Source organism: Mycobacterium dioxanotrophicus (assembly GCF_002157835.1).
GTDB classification, from domain to species: domain Bacteria; phylum Actinomycetota; class Actinomycetes; order Mycobacteriales; family Mycobacteriaceae; genus Mycobacterium; species Mycobacterium dioxanotrophicus.
Genome location: NZ_CP020809.1, coordinates 6,203,769 through 6,221,501, shown reverse-complemented (window position 1 = coordinate 6,221,501; position 17,733 = coordinate 6,203,769). Strand labels below are relative to the sequence as shown.

16 protein-coding genes are annotated in these 17,733 nt (G+C 67.2%); 11 read left to right on the top strand and 5 right to left on the bottom strand.

Annotated features, from left to right (window positions below):
- Positions 1-254: 254 nt before the first annotated feature.
- Positions 255-602, bottom strand: a complete 348-nt coding sequence (locus BTO20_RS30265; RefSeq protein WP_087079572.1) for a UBP-type zinc finger domain-containing protein — start codon at positions 600-602, stop codon at positions 255-257.
- A 32-nt stretch (positions 603-634) separates the two neighbouring features.
- Here BTO20_RS30265 and BTO20_RS30260 point away from each other — a divergent pair, with 32 nt between their 5' ends.
- Positions 635-1,078, top strand: coding sequence for an SRPBCC family protein (locus BTO20_RS30260; protein ID WP_064942269.1), 444 nt, complete (start codon positions 635-637; stop codon positions 1,076-1,078).
- Here BTO20_RS30260 and BTO20_RS30255 read toward each other — a convergent pair whose 3' ends face one another.
- On the bottom strand, positions 1,079-1,564 hold the full coding sequence (locus BTO20_RS30255; RefSeq protein ID WP_087079571.1) for a carboxymuconolactone decarboxylase family protein: 486 nt from the start codon (positions 1,562-1,564) through the stop codon (positions 1,079-1,081).
- A gap of 79 nt (positions 1,565-1,643) precedes the next feature.
- Positions 1,644-3,320: an alpha-keto acid decarboxylase family protein gene (locus tag BTO20_RS30250; RefSeq protein ID WP_087079570.1), complete on the bottom strand. Its 1,677-nt coding sequence runs from the start codon at positions 3,318-3,320 to the stop codon at positions 1,644-1,646.
- Between the two features lie 18 nt (positions 3,321-3,338).
- Between BTO20_RS30250 and BTO20_RS30245 the strand changes: the two genes are divergently transcribed.
- From BTO20_RS30245 to BTO20_RS30225, 5 genes are read left to right on the top strand one after another with little or no spacing between them, the layout of a single operon-like run.
- Positions 3,339-4,421, top strand: coding sequence for a CaiB/BaiF CoA transferase family protein (locus tag BTO20_RS30245; RefSeq protein ID WP_087079569.1), 1,083 nt, complete (start codon positions 3,339-3,341; stop codon positions 4,419-4,421).
- A 57-nt stretch (positions 4,422-4,478) separates the two neighbouring features.
- Positions 4,479-5,366 carry a universal stress protein gene (locus tag BTO20_RS30240; protein ID WP_087079568.1) on the top strand — a complete coding sequence of 296 codons (888 nt, stop codon included), beginning with the start codon at positions 4,479-4,481 and terminating at the stop codon, positions 5,364-5,366.
- Between the two features lie 28 nt (positions 5,367-5,394).
- Positions 5,395-6,288 carry a universal stress protein gene (locus BTO20_RS30235; protein WP_087079567.1) on the top strand — a complete coding sequence of 298 codons (894 nt, stop codon included), beginning with the start codon at positions 5,395-5,397 and terminating at the stop codon, positions 6,286-6,288.
- A gap of 29 nt (positions 6,289-6,317) precedes the next feature.
- Positions 6,318-6,761, top strand: coding sequence for an SRPBCC family protein (locus BTO20_RS30230; RefSeq protein WP_087079566.1), 444 nt, complete (start codon positions 6,318-6,320; stop codon positions 6,759-6,761).
- Between the two features lie 39 nt (positions 6,762-6,800).
- Positions 6,801-7,715, top strand: coding sequence for an LLM class F420-dependent oxidoreductase (locus BTO20_RS30225; RefSeq protein WP_087079565.1), 915 nt, complete (start codon positions 6,801-6,803; stop codon positions 7,713-7,715).
- Positions 7,716-7,722: 7 nt separating this feature from the next.
- Here BTO20_RS30225 and BTO20_RS30220 read toward each other — a convergent pair whose 3' ends face one another.
- Complete coding sequence (locus BTO20_RS30220) at positions 7,723-8,892, bottom strand: pyridoxal phosphate-dependent aminotransferase (protein ID WP_087079564.1); 1,170 nt, start codon at positions 8,890-8,892, stop codon at positions 7,723-7,725.
- 55 nt (positions 8,893-8,947) lie between these two features.
- Here BTO20_RS30220 and BTO20_RS30215 point away from each other — a divergent pair, with 55 nt between their 5' ends.
- From BTO20_RS30215 to BTO20_RS30205, 3 genes are all read left to right on the top strand, one after another.
- Positions 8,948-10,051, top strand: coding sequence for an alkene reductase (locus BTO20_RS30215; RefSeq protein WP_087079563.1), 1,104 nt, complete (start codon positions 8,948-8,950; stop codon positions 10,049-10,051).
- A gap of 164 nt (positions 10,052-10,215) precedes the next feature.
- Positions 10,216-11,427 (top strand): acetyl-CoA C-acetyltransferase, encoded by a 1,212-nt coding sequence (locus BTO20_RS30210; RefSeq protein WP_087079562.1) that lies wholly within the window; start codon positions 10,216-10,218, stop codon positions 11,425-11,427.
- A 15-nt stretch (positions 11,428-11,442) separates the two neighbouring features.
- Positions 11,443-13,605, top strand: a complete 2,163-nt coding sequence (locus tag BTO20_RS30205) for a 3-hydroxyacyl-CoA dehydrogenase NAD-binding domain-containing protein (RefSeq protein ID WP_087079561.1) — start codon at positions 11,443-11,445, stop codon at positions 13,603-13,605.
- A 96-nt stretch (positions 13,606-13,701) separates the two neighbouring features.
- Here BTO20_RS30205 and BTO20_RS30200 read toward each other — a convergent pair whose 3' ends face one another.
- Positions 13,702-14,637 (bottom strand): SDR family oxidoreductase, encoded by a 936-nt coding sequence (locus BTO20_RS30200; protein ID WP_087079560.1) that lies wholly within the window; start codon positions 14,635-14,637, stop codon positions 13,702-13,704.
- A 115-nt stretch (positions 14,638-14,752) separates the two neighbouring features.
- On the opposite strand from BTO20_RS30200, the gene BTO20_RS30195 reads away from it, so the two are divergent.
- Positions 14,753-15,616, top strand: a complete 864-nt coding sequence (locus BTO20_RS30195; RefSeq protein ID WP_087082894.1) for a helix-turn-helix transcriptional regulator — start codon at positions 14,753-14,755, stop codon at positions 15,614-15,616.
- A gap of 114 nt (positions 15,617-15,730) precedes the next feature.
- Complete coding sequence (locus BTO20_RS30190) at positions 15,731-17,554, top strand: S9 family peptidase (protein WP_087079559.1); 1,824 nt, start codon at positions 15,731-15,733, stop codon at positions 17,552-17,554.
- Positions 17,555-17,733: the final 179 nt, after the last annotated feature.

Genomic DNA, 17,733 nt, shown 5'->3' with positions numbered 1-17,733 from the left:
TCATCCGAGACGCCGGCCCAGCTGCAACATCAGCAATATCGCGATGGATCTACGCCTAAGCATATCCCCGGCAGCGCGGGCAAACCCTCCGCACCATAGCCGTTGACGCCCTGCGGCGAGCCGATTTACGAATCGCCGGTTTTCGGTTCACGCGCACCGGTCCGAGGCTGGCCGATCTGCCCACCGCACGCGCCGGCCGTCCACCACCGGCTGTGAAATGCCTGTGCGGCAAGCGATTTGAGTGTGAGCCTGGGCTAACGGGCGCGCAGTTGTTGCGCCCAATCGGCAGGCACGCGGCCCTGGGGTCCGGGCACGGGCTGGTCGGTGGGGTGGTTTTCGGGCGGGGCGAGTTCAGGGCCGTCGTAGTACTGATTGGACGAGTAGTCCCAGAACCAGTCTTCGCCTGGCTCGAATGAGCGGATGATTGGATGACCGGTCTCCTGCCAGTGCGCCGACGCGTGGCGCGACAGCGAATCGTCGCAGCATCCGATGTGTCCGCACGCCGCACACCGACGCAGGTGCACCCACCAACCGCCCGCTGCATCGCATTCCACACATCCGGCGCCACTGGGCGGCACGGTCGGATCTACGGCACTGGTCATGTCGGCGAGCGTAGTCCGAGTACCCTCCCCGCATGGCAACCAGCGATTCCCGCGAAGTAGTGATCGAAGCGACCCCGCAGGAGATCCTCGACGTCGTCGCCGACATCGACGCAACCCCCTCCTGGTCTCCGCAGTACCAGAGCGCTGAGGTCATGGACACCTACGAGGACGGCAGGCCGCGTCGGGTGAAGATGACGATCAAGGCCGCCGGGATCACCGACACCCAGGTGATCGAATACACCTGGGCCGAGAACAAGGTGAGCTGGACGCTGATCCGGGCCACGCAGCTCAAGAAACAGGACGCCAGCTACACCCTGACGCCCGACGGCGACAAGACCAGGGTCAAGTTCGACATCACCATCGATCTGGCGGTGCCGCTGCCGGGCTTCATCCTCAAGCGGGCCATGAAGGGCGGCACCGAAACCGCCACCGACGGCCTGCGCAAGCAGGTGTTGAAGGTCAAGAAAGGCGGCTAGCTAGGACGCCTGCGCGGCGAATTGTCCGGGCTGGTAGTCGCCTGCCGGCTGCTGGATGATGACGTTGAGCCGGTTCACGGTGTTCATGAACGCGATGAGGCACACCAACGCGACGAGCTGGTCCTCGTCGTAGTGTTTGACGGCATTCGCCCAGACCTCATCGGACACGCCGCCCGCTGCGTCGGCGATGCGAGTGCCCTGCTCGGCCAACTCCAATGCGGCGCGTTCGGCTTCGGTGAAGACCGTGGCCTCCCGCCAGACCGCCACCAGGTGAAGCCGGGTCGGGGTCTGCCCGGCGAGCGTGGCGTCCTTGGTGTGCATATCGGTGCAGAACGCGCAGCCGTTGATCTGGCTGATCCGCAAGGCCACCAATTGTTGTGTCGCCTCAGGCAAAGTCGAGGTCGTGACGACTTTGCCTGCCGAGGTGACGTGCTTGATCATCTTGGCGGCGGTCGCGTTTTCGAAGATGTTCAGTCGGGCATCCATGGTGCGCTCCTTCGTCGATCGGGCTTACGTCCTCTAGACACCGCGACTCGACGGAATGTGACATCGTTTGCGGCAGTCGCTACGACGTCCCACGGGAATTGGCCTCTGACGCCGACTGCGCGAGTTCGGTCAGCAGCGGCGGGATGTCCATCCGCGCCAGCACCGCCTCGATGAACACCATGCGATCAGCGGTGGCAGCCGCCGCGGTGAGTGCATCGTCGAGTTCCCCGCAGGTGGACACCCGGAACGTCAGGGCGTCGGCCACCCCCAGCGCGGCGGGCAGGTCCGACCAGCGCCAAGCGGTGATGTCGTTGTACGCCGCAGTCACACCGTGGATCGCCCGCTCCACCGTGTAGCCGTCGTTGTTGACCACCACGACGACCGGCGCCAACCCTTCGCGGCCGAAGGTGCCGAGTTCTTGGATCGTCAATTGCGCTGCGCCGTCACCGATCAGCAGCACCGTGCGCCGACTGCGGTCGGCCAGCCCGGCTCCAAGTGCGGCCGGCAGGGTGTAGCCGATGGACCCCCACAGCGGTTGGCCGATGAACGTCACGCCCGACGGAAGCCGATGCCCCGCCATGCCGTAGAACGACGTGCCCTGATCCGCCAGCACCACGTTGCCCGGCGTCAGCGCCTGAGAGAGCCTGTCCCACAACGCTTCCTGGGTCAACGTCGCGTCCCTGACCGGTGCCTGGGCCTGGGTCCGGGTCGGTGCGGGTGGGAGCTCGGGCGAGGTGATCCCACGTTCGGTCAGGATCGCGGTGACGGCCTCCAGTGCGGCGGACATGTCCAGTGGCGCGTACACCTGACCGGCGATGACGCTCTGGTTGGCGCCGATGTCGATGGTGCGGGCCGGGTCCAGGCGCTGGCTGAAAAACCCGCTGACCATGTCGGTGAACAGCACGCCCGCGGTCACCAGCACCGGCGCGTCCTCGATCACCTCGCGCACCGAATCCTCGCTCGCCGCACCGGCATAGATGCCGACATAGTTCGGTGAACTCTCGTCCACCAAGCTCTTGCCCCACATGAGGGTGGCGTGCGGCACGGTGTCGGCGGCCAGCAGCGCGTTGAGTTCCTTGACGCAACCCAGCCGGTGCACCAGGAAGTCGGCGAGCACCGCGATCCGGTGCTTGTCGATGAGTTCGGCCGCGGCCGCCGTGAACAGTGTCAGTGCACGCGGGCTGGTGCCAGCGGTGTAGCGCGGGAGCGGAGCGGCGGGAGGTTCGGTGGGGAAGCGGGCGACGTCGGTCGCGATCAGCAGATAGCCAGGGCGTTTCTGCTCGCGCACCTCCGAGAGCACGCGGTCGATCTCCCGCGTCGCGGTGGCGGGCACCAGATTGGCTTGGGCGCAGGTGATTTCGCGGCTGATCCGCAGGAAATGGTCGAAGTCGCCGTCACCGAGCGTGTGGTGCACGATGCGGCGGGCGCCCTGCGCGTCCTTGGACGGGGCGCCGACGATGTGCACGACCGGCACGTGTTCGGCGTAGCTGCCCGCCACGGCGTTGGCGGCCGACAGCTCGCCCACCCCGAATGTCGTCACCAGGGCCGCCATGCCGCGCAACCGGCCGTACCCGTCGGCGGCATACCCGGCGTTGAGTTCGTTCGCGCCACCCACCCACCGCACATGCGGGTGGGCCAGGACGTGGTCGAGGAATTCCAGCTGGTAATCGCCGGGCACTCCGAAGATCTCGGTCACCCCGAGCTCGGCGAGGCGGTCCAGCAGATAGTCACCGACCGTGTAGGCGTTTTCGGGCATGCCGCTAGTGTGCCTCGCATGACCACAACCGGCCCCTTGGATGGCGTGAGAGTTGTCGAACTCGGGGGTATCGGCCCCGGCCCGCACGCGGCGATGATGCTCTCCGACCTGGGGGCCGACGTGGTGCGGGTACGCCGCCCGGGCGGGCTGACCATGCCCGCCGAGGATGTCGACCTGCTGCACCGGGGCAAGCGCATCGTGGATCTCGACGTCAAGGCGCAACCAGATCAGCTGCTCGAACTGGCCGCGAAAGCCGATGTGCTGCTGGACTGTTTCCGTCCTGGCACCTGTGAGCGGCTCGGGATCGGGCCTGCCGAATGCGAGGTCGTCAACCCGCGGCTGATCTTCGCCCGCATCACCGGCTGGGGCCAGGACGGCCCGCTGGCGCAGACGGCGGGACACGACATCAACTACCTGTCGCAGACCGGAGCACTGAGCGCCATCGGCTACCGCGACCGTCCACCGGTCGCGCCGCTGAATCTGGTCGCCGACTTCGGAGGTGGATCGATGCTCGTGGTGATCGGCATCGTCACGGCGCTCTACGAGCGGGAGAAGTCCGGCAAGGGCCAGGTGATCGACGCGGCGATGGTCGACGGTGTCAGCATGCTGGCGCAGATGATGTGGACCATGCGGGCCACCGGCTCGCTGCGCGACGAGCGGGAGTCGTTCCTGCTCGACGGCGGTGCGCCGTACTACCGCACCTACGAGACCTCCGACGGCGGCTACATGGCGGTGGGCTCGATCGAGCCGCAGTTCTTCGCGCAGCTGCTGGCCGGATTGGGACTGTCCGCCGATGAGATTCCCGGACAGTTCGAACTGGCCCGGTACGACGAGATGCGTGCGGTGCTCGCCGAACGCTTTGCCACCAAGACCCGGGACGAATGGACCGAGATCTTCGCCGGCACCGACGCCTGCGTGACACCGGTGCTGACCTGGGGTGAGGCCGCGGACAACGAGCACCTACGGGCCCGTTCGACGCTGCTGTCGGTCGACGGCGTAGACCAGGCCGCACCGGCGCCCCGGTTCTCCCGAACGCCCACCGGAACCCCGGGCACACCGCCGAAGGGCACCACCGCCATCGAAGACATCGGCTGGACCTGACCGGCCAGAGGACTTTCGACCCTGCAGAACCCGCCGATCACCGGCCAGTATCGAGGTATGACTTCCTCGAACAAACCGGTAGTGGTCGGAATCGACGGCAGTGACTCGGCGATCAACGCCGCCCGCTGGGCCGGTGGCGTTGCCGACGCATTCGGCGCACCCCTGCACATCGTGTACGCGCTGCCGACCGTCGGCGCACATCTGACCCAGACGGCGGCGGCCATGACCGCGGCGATGATGTCCTACCAGCGGGATTCCGCCGACCTGTACCTCAAGGCCGCTGCCGACGCGGTCCGGTCGGACCGGCCGGGACTCACGGTCACGACGGCCTCGGTGGACGAACCCGCCGACGCGGCACTCGTCGCGGCCAGTCGGACGGCGCAGCTGGTGGTGCTCGGCGGCAAATCGGTCACGCCGGCGGCGGCGTTGCTACTGGGTTCGGTGTCGCTGGCGGTGGCAACGCGGGCGGCGTGCCCGGTGGTCGCGTTTCGCGGGGACCCGGTCACACCGGGGGATGGCCGTGTCGTTGTGGGAGTCGACGACAGCCCGGCGGCCGCTGCGGCATTGGCTGCGGCATTCGAGCTCGCCGACAGTTTCGGTGCACCGATCACCGCGGTGCGGTCACTGTCGCTGACACCGTCACCCGAAGCCGGCGTGACGATCCCGTTCCTGATCGACTGGGAAGGGCTGCAGGCCGCCGAGCTGGTGTCGCTGGCCGCGGCCGTCGATGCCGAGAACACCAAGCACCCGTCGGTCGAGGCGCAGTGCTTCGTCGAACTGGGATCCCCGGGAAAAGCGCTCCTACAGCACGCTTCCGATGCTCAACTGATCGTGGTGGGAACCAGGGGCCGGGGCGCCGTGGTCGGCACTCTGCTCGGGTCGACCAGCCTGAACATGCTGCACCACAGCCCCGTGCCGGTGCTCATCTGCCGCAGTCCCGAGTAGTGAACCGCTGCCAGGAAAGGAGATTCGTATGTCTGAGGAGCCGGTTCGGCACGGCATCGTGGTCGGTGTCGACGGATCGCCGTCGTCCGATGTCGCCGTGGCGTGGGCCGCCCGGGATGCCGCATTGCGTGGGGTGCCGCTGACCTTCCTGCATGTGATGCCGGTGGCCGCCTCGCCCGCCTGGCTCGACATGGGACTGCCCGACGATTACTGGGGTTGGCAGCAAAAGCGTGGACAGGAGGTCGTGGCGCTGGCCCGTGACATCGCCAACAAGGCCACCGCGGGGCAGGAACGCCTGCAGCTCGACGCCGATGTCGTATCGGGCAACACGGTCGGCACGCTGGTCGACCGCTCGCGCCACGCCGACCTGCTGGTCGTCGGGAGCCGAGGCCTCGGCAAGTGGAGCCGCCGGGTGCTCGGCTCGGTGAGTTCCAGTCTCGTGCGGCATGCGCACTGCCCGGTCGCGGTCATCCACGATGATTCCCATCCCGCGGCCGACGCCCCGATCGTCGTCGGTGTCGACGGGTCGCCCGCATCGGAACTGGCCACCGAGATCGCCTTCGACGAGGCGTCGCGGCGCGGCGTCGAACTCATCGTGGTGCACACCTGGCACGACGTGGATTACGAGTTTCCCGACGTCAAGTGGACCGATCTGACGCCTCGCGAGGACCGGGTGGTCTCCGAGCAGTTGGCGGGCTGGTGCGAGCGCTATCCCGATGTGGTGGTGCGCCGGGAACTGATGCGGGACCGGCCCGCACGCCAGTTGGTGGAGCAGTCGCAGGGTGCCCAACTGGTGATCGTCGGTTCCCGGGGCAGGGGCGGCTTCGTCGGCATGATGCTCGGCTCGGTGAGCGCGACGGTGGTGGAGTCTGTACGGGTCCCGGTGATCGTCGCGCGCGGATCGGCGGAAACCGACAGTTAGCCGGGACGGCAGTAACTACATTCGTAGGTATGGCCGTTCGCGCGTCGCGTGAGGTCGTCTTCGACGCCCCGCCGGAGGCGATCATGAACGTCCTCGCCGATGTCGATGCGCTTCCCACCTGGTCATCGGTGCACCGGCACGTCGAAATCGTCGACCGCTATCCCGACGGCAAGCCCCATCACGTCCGCGCGACCATGCGATTGCTGGGCATCACCGACAAGGAAATGCTCGAATACCACTGGGGCGACACCTGGATGGTGTGGGACGCCGAGGAGAACCTGCAGCAGCGCGGTCAGCACGTCGAGTACAACCTCACTCCGGAGATCGACCAGACCCGGGTGCGGTTCGACATCACCGTCGACGTGTCCGTGCCGCTTCCCGAGTTCATCGTGCGGCGGGCCAAGAAGTTGGTGCTCTACGTGGCATTAGACCGCTTGCGCCAGCGCGTCATGGGATTGGCTCAGCCTGCGTAGAACGGAATAGCTGGCTCGGCATGGCCGGTTGGTGCGGACATGCCGACAGGAATCGTTCTCCGGGTCAATCCCGATGCTGCCAACGTCGTCGACGACGCGATCGCCCAGGCCCGCCGCGCCCATGAGGCCGGCGTCCGCCACGTGTGGCTGGCCCAGCAGTTCGACATCGACGCCATCACGCTGTCCGCGCTGATCGGGGCCGCGGTACCCGGGCTCGGGGTGGGGACCTCGGTGGTGCCGATCAACCCCCGCCACCCGCTGCTCGTGGCGTCCGCGGCGCAGACCGCGCAGGCCGCGTCGCACGGGCGCTTCAGCCTCGGTCTCGGCCTGGGTGCCCACCATCCCGAGCGCCAGGCTTTCGGCACCGACTGGCCCAAGCCCGTGCAGCGGCTGCGTGAACACCTCACCGTGCTGCGGGCCATCTTCGACGACGGTGTCGTCGACTACCGGGGCGAGCAGTTCAGCGCCGCCCCGCAGTGGCCGGTCCACGTTGGTGGGGGCACGCCGATTCCGGTGTACGTCGCGGCGATGGGACCCGCAGCCCTGCAGGTGACCGGTGAACTCGCCGACGGCACCATGCCGTATCTCGCGGGGCCCCGGACCGTGGGGGAGTTCATCGTCCCGACCATCAGCGCCGCGGCCGAGGCGGCCGGGCGCGCGCAGCCACGGATCATCGCGATGGTGCCCGCGCTGGTGTCCGACGATGCGACGAGTGCGCGCGAGCTGGCTGCCGAGCGCCTGGAGTTCTACCAGAGCATCCCGTCGTACCAGAAGGTCATCGCCCGGGAGGGCGTGGCCAACGTGGCCGACCTCGCTGCGGTCGGATCAGCCGCCCAGGTGCGGGCGCAGGTGCAGACCTACCGCGATGCCGGGGCGACCGACGTCGTACTCAGCCCGCTGCGAGCCGAGCCCGCCGACCTCGAAGCGCTGTGGGCGGTCACCGCCGAGCTGTGACCCGCGCTCAGAGTTTGAGTACCTGCAACCGCCGGATCGCTTCGTCGAGCGTGTCGTAGCGCTTGCAGAACGCGAAGCGCACCAGGTGATTCCACAAGTCGGCGTGCGGTGCTTCCGCATCGCAGAACGCCGCCATCGGGATGGCTGCCACGCCGGTCCGGTGTGGCAGCTCGGCGCAGAACGCGGTGCTGTCGTCGTAGCCCAGCGGCCGCGGATCGGCACACAGGAAGTACGTGCCCGCGCTGGCGTGCACCTCGAACCCGATCTCGGTCAGGGCTGAACTCAAGCGGTTCCGCTTGCCCTGAAACGACTCTCGCAGATCGGCCACCCAGGCGTCCTCGTGGTTCAAACCGTGGGCGACCGCGGGTTGGAACGGGGCGCCACCCACATAGGTCAGGTACTGCTTGGCGGCCCGCACGCCGGCGATGAGATCCGGTGCGCCACAGGCCCAGCCGATCTTCCATCCCGTGACGTTGAACATCTTGGCCGCGCTGGAGATCGTTATGGTCCGCCCCGCCATCCCGGGGTAGTCGGCGATCGGCCGGTGCGTGTGCCCGTCAAAGACCAGCTGCTCGTACACCTCGTCACTGATCACCAACAGGTCGTGTTCGACGGCCAGGGCCGCGATGGCGTGCAGCTCGGCATCGGAGGCCACGGCGCCCGTCGGGTTGTGCGGCGAGTTGAGGATCAGCGCCCGGGTCTTCGGCGTGATCGCAGCGCGCAGGCCCGCCAGGTCGATCGCGAACCCGTTCCCGTCGGCGACCAGCGGGACATTGCGGCGCACACAACCGGCCATGGCGATCACAGGGGAGTACGAGTCGTAGAACGGCTCGATCACCAGCACCTCGGAGCCGGGTTCGACCAGGCCGATGAGCGAGGCGGAGATGGCCTCGGTGGCGCCGACCGTCACCAACACCTCGGTGTCGGGGTCGTACACCGTGCCGTAATGGCGGTGCCGCTGCGCGGCGATCGCCTGCCGCAGCGCGGGAATACCGAGGCCGGGCGGGTACTGGTTGATGCCTTCGGCGATGGCGTCCTGCGCGATCTTGAGCATCGCGGCCGGGCCGTCCTCGTCGGGAAAGCCCTGGCCCAAGTTCACCGCGCCGAGCTCGGTGGCCAGCGCCGACATCTCGGCGAAGATGGTGACGGCGTAGGGCCGCAGCCGTGTGACAGTCATGTTGCAAGAGGCTAGTGCGGGAATTCAACGGGCACGCGGGGCGCTTACTGCAGGCGTGACTTACACACTCGCCGCCGATTCCGCACTGCTCCAGCCCATCCAGGTCGGTGACACGCTCGCCACCAACCGTCTGTTCATGGCGCCGCTCACGCGGTCCAGGGCCGCCGCGGACGGCACACCGTCGGACCTGGCGGCCGAGTACTACTCACAGCGCGCCGCCGCGGGGCTCATCGTCTCCGAGGCCACAGCCGTCTCCCGGGGAGCCAACGGCGCCTACATGAACACCCCCGGCATCTACACCGATGCCCACCAGGCGAAGTGGGCCGAGATCGCGCAGGCCGTGCACGACGCAGGCGGCAAGATGTTCGTGCAGCTGTGGCACGTCGGCCGCATGGCGCATTCGGAGATCAGCGGGTCCCAGCCCGTCGCGCCCTCGGCCATCGCCGCAGACATGCTCACCCACACCCCGACCGGCAAGAAGCCGCTGGAGATCCCGCGGGCGCTCGACATCGAGGAGATCCCCGGCATCGTCGCCGACTTCCGGGCCGCGGCGCGCCGCGCGATCGACGCCGGGATGGACGGCGTGGAGATCCACGGCGCCAACGGTTACCTGCTGCACGAATTCGCCTCCGACGTCGTCAACCAGCGCACCGACGCCTACGGCGGATCGCCCGAGAACCGGGCCCGGCTGACCGCCGAGGTCGTCGAGGCTGTCGTCGCCGAAATCGGTGCGGGCCGCGTCGGCCTGCGCATCTCGCCCGGAAACCACGCCGGCGACATGCATGAGAACGACATGAGCGCCTACGAGGCCCTGCTCAACCGCATCGCGCCGCTGGGCATCGCGTACCTGCACGTGCTCATCGACCCCAGCGCGCACATCTTCGGAGTGCTGCGCGCGCTGTGGTCGGGGACCTTCGTGCTCAACACCGGCCGCGACACCGGCACCGACTTCTCCCAGCTCGAGGGGTACGCCGAGTGGGGCGCGATCAGCGCGGCCGCGGTCGGACGGGCATATCTGGCCAACCCCGATCTGATCGACCGGCTCGTGCTGGGTGCCGAGCTCAATGAGCCCGTCGTCGCGACGTTCTACGCGCCTGGCCCGGTGGGCTACATCGACTACCCGACGCTCGACGAGGTCGCCGAGCCCCGATCTGCCTGATTCGCCGCCTGTCTGCACATGCAGCAGGCGCGATTCGGTGTGGCGTAAGTCTCCCAACCAACAGGTTGGTTTGCAATCCTGTTACCCTCCGGTAGAGAACTGCTGTCGGCGGTTCCGCAACCCAATACCTGAACCTGGACTGCAAAGAGGCAGGGAGCAGACACATGTCCGAAGAAGCCTTCATTTACGAGGCGATCCGTACGCCGCGTGGCAAACAGCGCAATGGCGCTCTCAACGAGATCAAGCCCGTCAACCTTGTGGTTGGGCTGATCGAGGAGATCCGCAGCCGCTACCCCGACCTCGACGAGACGCTGATCAGCGACGTCATTCTCGGCGTGGTGTCCCCGGTCGGTGATCAGGGTGGCGACATCGCGCGCACCGCAGGCCTGGTCGCCAAGCTGCCGGAGACCACCGGCGGTTTTCAGCTCAACCGCTTCTGCGCGTCGGGCCTGGAGGCCGTGAACCTGGCCGCCCAGAAGGTCCGATCCGGCTGGGACGACCTGGTGCTGGCCGGTGGCGTCGAGTCCATGAGCCGCGTCCCGATGGGTTCGGACGGCGGCGCCTGGGCCGGTGACCCCGAGACCAACTACCGCATCGGCTTCGTGCCGCAGGGCATCGGCGCTGACCTGATCGCCACCATCGAAGGCTTCTCCCGCGAGGACGTCGACGCCTACGCCGCGCGTTCGCAGGAGCGCGCCGCCGCGGCCTGGTCCGGCGGCTACTTCGCCAAGTCCGTCGTCCCGGTCAAGGACCAGAACGGTCTGGTCGTGCTCGATCACGACGAGCACATGCGTCCCGGCACCACCGTGGAGAGCCTGGGCAAGCTCAAGTCGGCCTTCGAGGGCCTGGGCGCGATGGGAGGCTTCGACGATGTGGCGCTGCAGAAGTACCACTACGTCGAGAAGATCAACCACGTCCACACCGGTGGCAACAGCTCGGGCATCGTCGACGGCGCAGGCCTGCTGCTGATCGGTTCGGAAAAGGCCGGCCAGAGCCAGGGCCTGACCCCGCGGGCGCGCATCGTGGCCACCGCCACCAGCGGCGCCGACCCGGTCATCATGCTGACCGGTCCGACCCCCGCCACCAAGAAGGTCCTCGACCGCGCCGGCCTGACCGTCGACGACATCGACCTGTTCGAGCTCAACGAAGCGTTCGCCTCGGTGGTGCTGAAGTTCCAGAAGGACCTCAAGATCCCGGACGAGAAGCTCAACGTCAACGGTGGCGCCATCGCGATGGGTCACCCGCTGGGCGCCACGGGCGCCATGATCACCGGAACCATGGTCGACGAGCTCGAGCGTCGTGGCGCTCGGCGTGCCCTGGTCACGCTGTGCATCGGCGGCGGCATGGGTGTGGCCACCATCATCGAGCGCGTCTGAGAGGGCTGAACAACAATGGCTGAGAACACCATTCAGTGGGACAAGGATGCCGACGGCATCGTCACCCTGACGCTGGACGACCCGACCGGTTCGGCCAACGTGATGAACGAGCACTACAAGGAATCCATGCATGCTGCAGTGGAACGCCTTGTGGCCGAGCAGGATTCGATTACCGGTGTGGTGATCACCAGTGCGAAGAAGACCTTCTTCGCCGGTGGTGACCTCAAGGGCATGATGAGCATCGGCCCCGACGACGCCGCCGAGGCGTTCGCCATGGTCGAGGACATCAAGGCCGACCTGCGCAAGCTGGAGACCCTGCCCAAGCCCGTCGTCGCCGCCGTCAACGGCGCCGCGCTCGGTGGCGGTCTGGAGATCGCGCTGGCGTGTAACCACCGCATCGCCGCCGACGTCAAGGGCAGCCAGATCGGCCTGCCCGAGGTCACCCTGGGCCTGCTGCCCGGCGGTGGCGGTGTCACCCGCACCGTGCGCATGTTCGGCATCCAGAAGGCGTTCATGGAGGTGCTTTCGCAGGGCACCCGCTTCAACCCGACCAAGGCGAAGGAGACCGGTCTGGTCGACGAGCTGGTCGGTTCGGTGGACGAGCTGGTTCCGCGCGCCAAGGCTTGGATAAAGGAAGAGCTCAAGGCCAACCCCGACAGCACCTTCCAGCAGCCGTGGGACGTCAAGGGCTACAAGATGCCTGGCGGCACCCCGTCGTCGCCTGCGCTCGCCGCGATCCTGCCGTCGTTCCCGGCGCTGCTGCGCAAGCAGCTCAAGGGCGCTCCGATGCCCGCACCGCGCGCCATCCTCGACGCCGCCGTCGAGGGTGCCCAGGTCGACTTCGACACCGCGAGCCGCATCGAGAGCCGTTACTTCACCCAGCTGGTCACCGGCCAGACCGCCAAGAACATGATTCAGGCGTTCTTCCTGGACCTGCAGGCCATCAACGGCGGTGCGTCGCGGCCCGAGGGCATCGCCAAGCAGGAGATCAAGAAGATCGGTGTGCTGGGCGCGGGCATGATGGGCGCCGGTATCGCCTACGTGTCGGCCAAGGCCGGCTACGACGTCGTGCTCAAGGACGTCACCATCGAGGCCGCCGAGAAGGGCAAGGCGTACTCGGAGGGCTTGGAGGCCAAGGCGCTCAAGCGGGGCAAGACCACCGAAGAGAAGAGTGCCGCACTGCTCGCCAAGATCACCCCGACTGCTGACCCCAACGATTTCAAGGGCGTCGACTTCGTGATCGAGGCCGTGTTCGAGAACCAGGAACTCAAGCACAAGGTGTTCCAGGAGATCGAGGACATCGTCGAGCTCAACGCGCTGCTCGGGTCGAACACCTCCACGCTGCCCATCACCGGCCTGGCGACCGGGGTGAAGCGCCAGGAGGACTTCATCGGCATCCACTTCTTCAGCCCCGTCGACAAGATGCCGCTGGTGGAGATCATCAAGGGCGAGAAGACTTCTGACGAGGCGCTGGCCCGGGTGTTCGACTACACGCTGGCCATCAAGAAGACCCCGATCGTCGTCAACGACAGCCGTGGCTTCTTCACCAGCCGCGTGATCGGCACCTTCGTCAACGAGGCGCTGGCCATGCTCGGGGAGGGCGTCGAGCCCGCGTCGATCGAGCAGGCGGGATCGCAGGCCGGTTACCCGGCGGCGCCGCTGCAGCTTTCGGATGAGCTCAACCTCGAGCTCATGCACAAGATCGCCGTTGCGTCCCGCAAGGGCGTCGAGGACGAGGGCGGCACCTACGTGCCGCACCCGGCCGAGGCCGTCGTGGAGAAGATGATCGAGCTCGGTCGCCCGTCGCGCCTCAAGGGTGCCGGCTTCTACGAGTACGCGGACGGCAAGCGCACCCAGCTGTGGCCGGGCCTGCGGGAGACGTTCAACTCCGGATCCTCGCAGCCTCCGCTGCAGGACATGATCGACCGGATGCTGTTCGCCGAGGCGCTGGAGACCCAGAAGTGCATCGACGAAGGCGTTTTGACGTCCACGGCTGACGCCAACATCGGCTCGATCTTCGGTATCGGCTACCCGCCATACACCGGTGGTTCACATCAGTTCATCGTCGGCTACGAAGGCCCCGGTGGCGTCGGCAAGGAGGCGTTCGTCGCCCGTGCCAAGGATCTGGCCGCCAAGTACGGCGACCGCTTCCTGCCGCCGGCCTCGCTGGAGAGCTAGTTTCTCTGGCGCGAGTTTCTAGCGCGAGCAGACATGGAAGTCCCCGACACGCCGCGTGTCGGGGACTTTCGTGTCTGCTCGGCAGGTCCGCGGTGGCTACGGCGCGAACGGCACGGCTGTCAGCTGCACCGAAGCTTCCCACAGGCGGGACGCGGTTGCGGTGTCGCGCAACGGTTTCCAAAGGTCTTGGGCACCGGGAGGCCCGCCCGCGTTACCCGGCCACTGGGGTCCGAAGAACCCGCCGTGAGCGCCCGAGGTGGCAGCAAGCAGTGCCGGGAGTTGTGCGCTGTCCACCGTTCCCACCAGCAGTCCCCATCGCGAGAGCCGCCGGATCATCCGAACTCCCCGGGTGTCCTCGGCTCGACCGACCTCCGGCCGGGCTGCCAGGAGGCTGGTCGGGGCAACCCCGGGATGGGAGATGGTGCTGGTGATGCCCCAGCCCGCGGCGGCGCTCCGACGGTCCAGTTCCAGCCCGAACAGACCGACGGCGATCTTGGATTGCCGGTAAGCGGCCATCCCGTCATAGCCGCGCTCCCAGTTGAGATCGTCCCAGTTGATGGCGCCGCGGCGGGCGGCCAGGCTGGTCTGCGACGTCACCCGCGCCCGACCGGCAACCAGTAGCGGCAACAGGTGGGCGGTGAGCGCGACGTGGCCCAGATGGTTTGTGCCGAACTGCAATTCGAAACCGTCGCTGGTGCTCTGCCGATCGGGCGGCGTCATCACCCCGGCATTGTTGACGAGCACATGGATCGGCGCACCCTGGGTGCGCATCGTGTCGCCGAATGCTGCCACCGACGCCAGCGAGGACAGGTCCAGCGCCGCCAGGGTCAGCTGCGCCCGCGGGTGGCGCGCGCGGATGGAGGCCACGGCGGCCTCACCTTTGGCGCGGTTCCGCACCGGCATGATCACGTTGGCGCCGGCACCGGCGAGGCGGGCGGCGATGCCCAGCCCGATGCCGTCGCTGGCGCCGGTCACCACTGCGCGCTTACCGGACAGGTCCGGCAGCTGGATGTCGAATTGTCCGCGTGGCATGAGTTCGCTCCTCGGTGTCGGTGGCCTGCACTGGCCACACTGCCCCGTGGGCGGCTCGCTATCCACGGTCTGACGATCCGTGGCTGCGGACCGGGCGCTGCGGGAAAATGCATCCATGATCGATCGTGCGGGGCTGGCGGGGTTCCTTGTCGGACGGCGAAATGCGTTGCAGCCGGAGGACGTCGGATTGCCCAGGGGGAAGCGGCGCCGAACCAGTGGGTTGCGGCGCGAAGAGGTTGCCGCGCTGTGCCACATGTCCGCGGACTATTACTCGCGGCTGGAGCAGGAACGCGGACCGCAGCCGTCGCAGGCGATGCTCGCCTCGATTGCCCAGGGGTTGCATCTATCTCGTGACGAACGTGATCACCTGTTCCGGTTGGCCGGACATCAGGCACCGACCCGCGGGGAGAGCACCGACCACATCAGCCCCGGCATGCTGCGCATCTTCGACCGGCTCGTCGACACCCCGGCCGAGATTGTCACCGAACTGGGGGAGACGCTGCGCCAGACGGCGCTCGGCGTTGCGCTCGTCGGCGATCTGTGCCGCTACACCGGCCCATCCCGCAGCATCGGTTATCGATGGTTCACCGATCGAGCCGCCCGCGATCTGTATCCGGTCGAGGACCACGAGTTCTACTCGCGGATGTACGTGGCAGGGTTGCGTGGCGTGCTCTCCCTGCGCGGGCCCGAGTCCAAGGCCGCGCGCTACGCCGATCTGCTGACCTCCTCCAGCGCGGAATTCCGGGAGCTGTGGAAGGAACACGAGATCGGGATCCGCCCGCGAGATGTCAAGCGCTATCAGCATCCCGAGGTCGGCTACCTGGAACTGAACTGCCAGATCCTGCTGGACCCCGACGCCGCCCACACGCTGCTGGTGTACACCGCCGTGCCGGGAAGCGAGAGCCACCAGAAGCTGCAATTGCTGTCGGTGCTGGGCGCCGGGGCCTCGGAATGGGGTGAGTTTCGGGCGGAGCGCTAGGAGCCGGTGCAGGCAACTCGTGAAACCGCCTCCCGGAATTGGGGGAGTTTGCGTCTGCTCGGCAGGTCGGCTCGGCAATACTGACGTCGCAACACCGACGACAAGGGGGCTGTCATGGCGGATGCGACGTTGATCCCGCTTGAAGTGCTGTTCGGCAATCCCGAGCGCGTGGGTGCGCAAATATCGCCCGACGGGACGCGGCTGTCCTACCTGGCACCGCTCGACGGCGTGCTCAACGTGTTCGTCGGGGACATCGGGGCCGGTACCGCCCAGCCGGTCACCCACGACACCGACCGGGGGATCCAGAACTACTTTTGGACCTGGGACAACCGGCACCTGATGTACGTCATGGACAAGGACGGCAGCGAGAACTTCCGACTCTATGACGTGGACCCCAGCACCGGCGTCGAGCGCGACCTCACCCCGTTGGACGATGTCCAGTGCCGAATCATCGCGCACCGCAAGAGATTTCCGAACGAGGTGCTGCTCGGCATCAACAAGTCCAATCCGCAGTTGCACGACGTCTACCACCTGGATCTGACGACCGGTGAGCTGCGCAAGATTCTGGAGAACCCGGGCTACTTGGGCTGGGTGGTCGACACCGACCTGCGGGTGCGTGGCGCGTTGGCTCCCACACCCCAGGGCGGCATGACGATCCTGGTGCGCGACGACGAGGACGGGGACTGGCGGGTGCTGCTGGACGTCGGACCGGAGGACGCCGAGACGACGGGCCCGGTCAGCTTCAGCCTGGACGGCACCGCGATGTATCTGCTGTCTTCGGTGGACTCGAACACCACCCGGCTGGTGAAGATGGACATCGCCAGCGGTGCAGTCGAGGTGATCGCCGAGGACCCGGTGTATGACGTCAGCGGGACCATCATCGACCAGGACACCCGCGAGATCCAGGGCGTAACGGTGTACGCAGATCGGGTGCAGTACCGCATCTTCGACGACCGGATTCGCGGTGACATCGACGCGCTGGAACAGTTGAGCCCGGGTGAGTTGATGATCACCGACCGCAGCGCCGACGACGGCACCTGGCTGGTCGCGTTCGACAACGACGCCGGCCCGGTCAAGTACTATCTCTGGGACCGGGCCTCGCAAACCCCGACGTTCCTGTTCGACCATCGTCCCGAGCTCAACGACTACCCGCTGGTGCCGATGGAGCCGTTCAGCTTCACCTCCCGCGACGGCCTGACCGTCCACGGCTACCTGTCGTTCCCGCCCGGGGTGGAGCGCTCCGGGTTACCCGCCGTGCTCAACGTGCACGGCGGGCCGTGGGCCCGCGTCGGCTGGGGTTTCGACCCCGAGGCGCAGTGGCTGGCCAACCGCGGCTACGTCGCCGTGTCGGTCAACTTCCGAGGTTCCAGCGGCTACGGCAAGGAGTTCCTCAACGCGGGCAATCGCGAATGGGCCGCGAAGATGCACGACGACCTGCTCGACGCCGTAGACAATCTGGTCGGCAAGGGTTACATCGACGCCAAGCGTGTTGGTATCTACGGCGGCTCCTATGGGGGCTACGCGGCGCTGGTCGGTGCGACGTTCACGCCCGACGTGTTCGCGTGCGCTGTCTCCGCGGTCGGTCCGTCCAACCTGAACACCCTGATCGCGTCGTTCCCGGAGTACTGGAAGCCGATGATCCAGTTGTGGCACAAGCGCGTTGGGGACGACCCGGACTTCCTGTGGTCGCGCTCGCCGCTGTCGCGGGTGGACGCGATCACGATTCCGATCCTGATCGGCCAGGGCGAGAACGACCCCAGGGTCAAGCGGGCCGAGTCGGAGCAGATCGTCGCGGCGATGACCGAGCGCGGCATCGAGCACGAATACGTGATGTACGAGAACGAAGGTCACGGCTTCGTCAAGCCGGAGAACCGGTTGGACTTCTACCACCACGTCGACCGCTTCCTCGCCAAGCACCTCGGCGGCCGCGCGGAGTGAGACAGCTTCGCCGCGTTGAAACTGCACTCAGGGCTGTGGAATTCGACGATTCACGACCCTGGGTGCAGTCTCAAGTGGCGTATCGGAAACGTTTCAGTATCGTTGAGTCCCTGAAGTTCTCGCAGCACTTACTTGGCCTTTGCGGGCGCGACTGGAGGGTTGAGGCTGACGCGCTGCGA

Coding starts and splice junctions, on each gene's coding strand:
- BTO20_RS30265 (WP_087079572.1), bottom strand. CDS start 602: ATGACCAGTGCCGTAGATCCGACCGTGCCGCCCAGTGGCGCCGGATGT.
- BTO20_RS30260 (WP_064942269.1), top strand. CDS start 635: ATGGCAACCAGCGATTCCCGCGAAGTAGTGATCGAAGCGACCCCGCAG.
- BTO20_RS30255 (WP_087079571.1), bottom strand. CDS start 1,564: ATGGATGCCCGACTGAACATCTTCGAAAACGCGACCGCCGCCAAGATG.
- BTO20_RS30250 (WP_087079570.1), bottom strand. CDS start 3,320: ATGCCCGAAAACGCCTACACGGTCGGTGACTATCTGCTGGACCGCCTC.
- BTO20_RS30245 (WP_087079569.1), top strand. CDS start 3,339: ATGACCACAACCGGCCCCTTGGATGGCGTGAGAGTTGTCGAACTCGGG.
- BTO20_RS30240 (WP_087079568.1), top strand. CDS start 4,479: ATGACTTCCTCGAACAAACCGGTAGTGGTCGGAATCGACGGCAGTGAC.
- BTO20_RS30235 (WP_087079567.1), top strand. CDS start 5,395: ATGTCTGAGGAGCCGGTTCGGCACGGCATCGTGGTCGGTGTCGACGGA.
- BTO20_RS30230 (WP_087079566.1), top strand. CDS start 6,318: ATGGCCGTTCGCGCGTCGCGTGAGGTCGTCTTCGACGCCCCGCCGGAG.
- BTO20_RS30225 (WP_087079565.1), top strand. CDS start 6,801: ATGCCGACAGGAATCGTTCTCCGGGTCAATCCCGATGCTGCCAACGTC.
- BTO20_RS30220 (WP_087079564.1), bottom strand. CDS start 8,892: ATGACTGTCACACGGCTGCGGCCCTACGCCGTCACCATCTTCGCCGAG.
- BTO20_RS30210 (WP_087079562.1), top strand. CDS start 10,216: ATGTCCGAAGAAGCCTTCATTTACGAGGCGATCCGTACGCCGCGTGGC.
- BTO20_RS30205 (WP_087079561.1), top strand. CDS start 11,443: ATGGCTGAGAACACCATTCAGTGGGACAAGGATGCCGACGGCATCGTC.
- BTO20_RS30200 (WP_087079560.1), bottom strand. CDS start 14,637: ATGCCACGCGGACAATTCGACATCCAGCTGCCGGACCTGTCCGGTAAG.
- BTO20_RS30195 (WP_087082894.1), top strand. CDS start 14,753: ATGATCGATCGTGCGGGGCTGGCGGGGTTCCTTGTCGGACGGCGAAAT.
- BTO20_RS30190 (WP_087079559.1), top strand. CDS start 15,731: ATGGCGGATGCGACGTTGATCCCGCTTGAAGTGCTGTTCGGCAATCCC.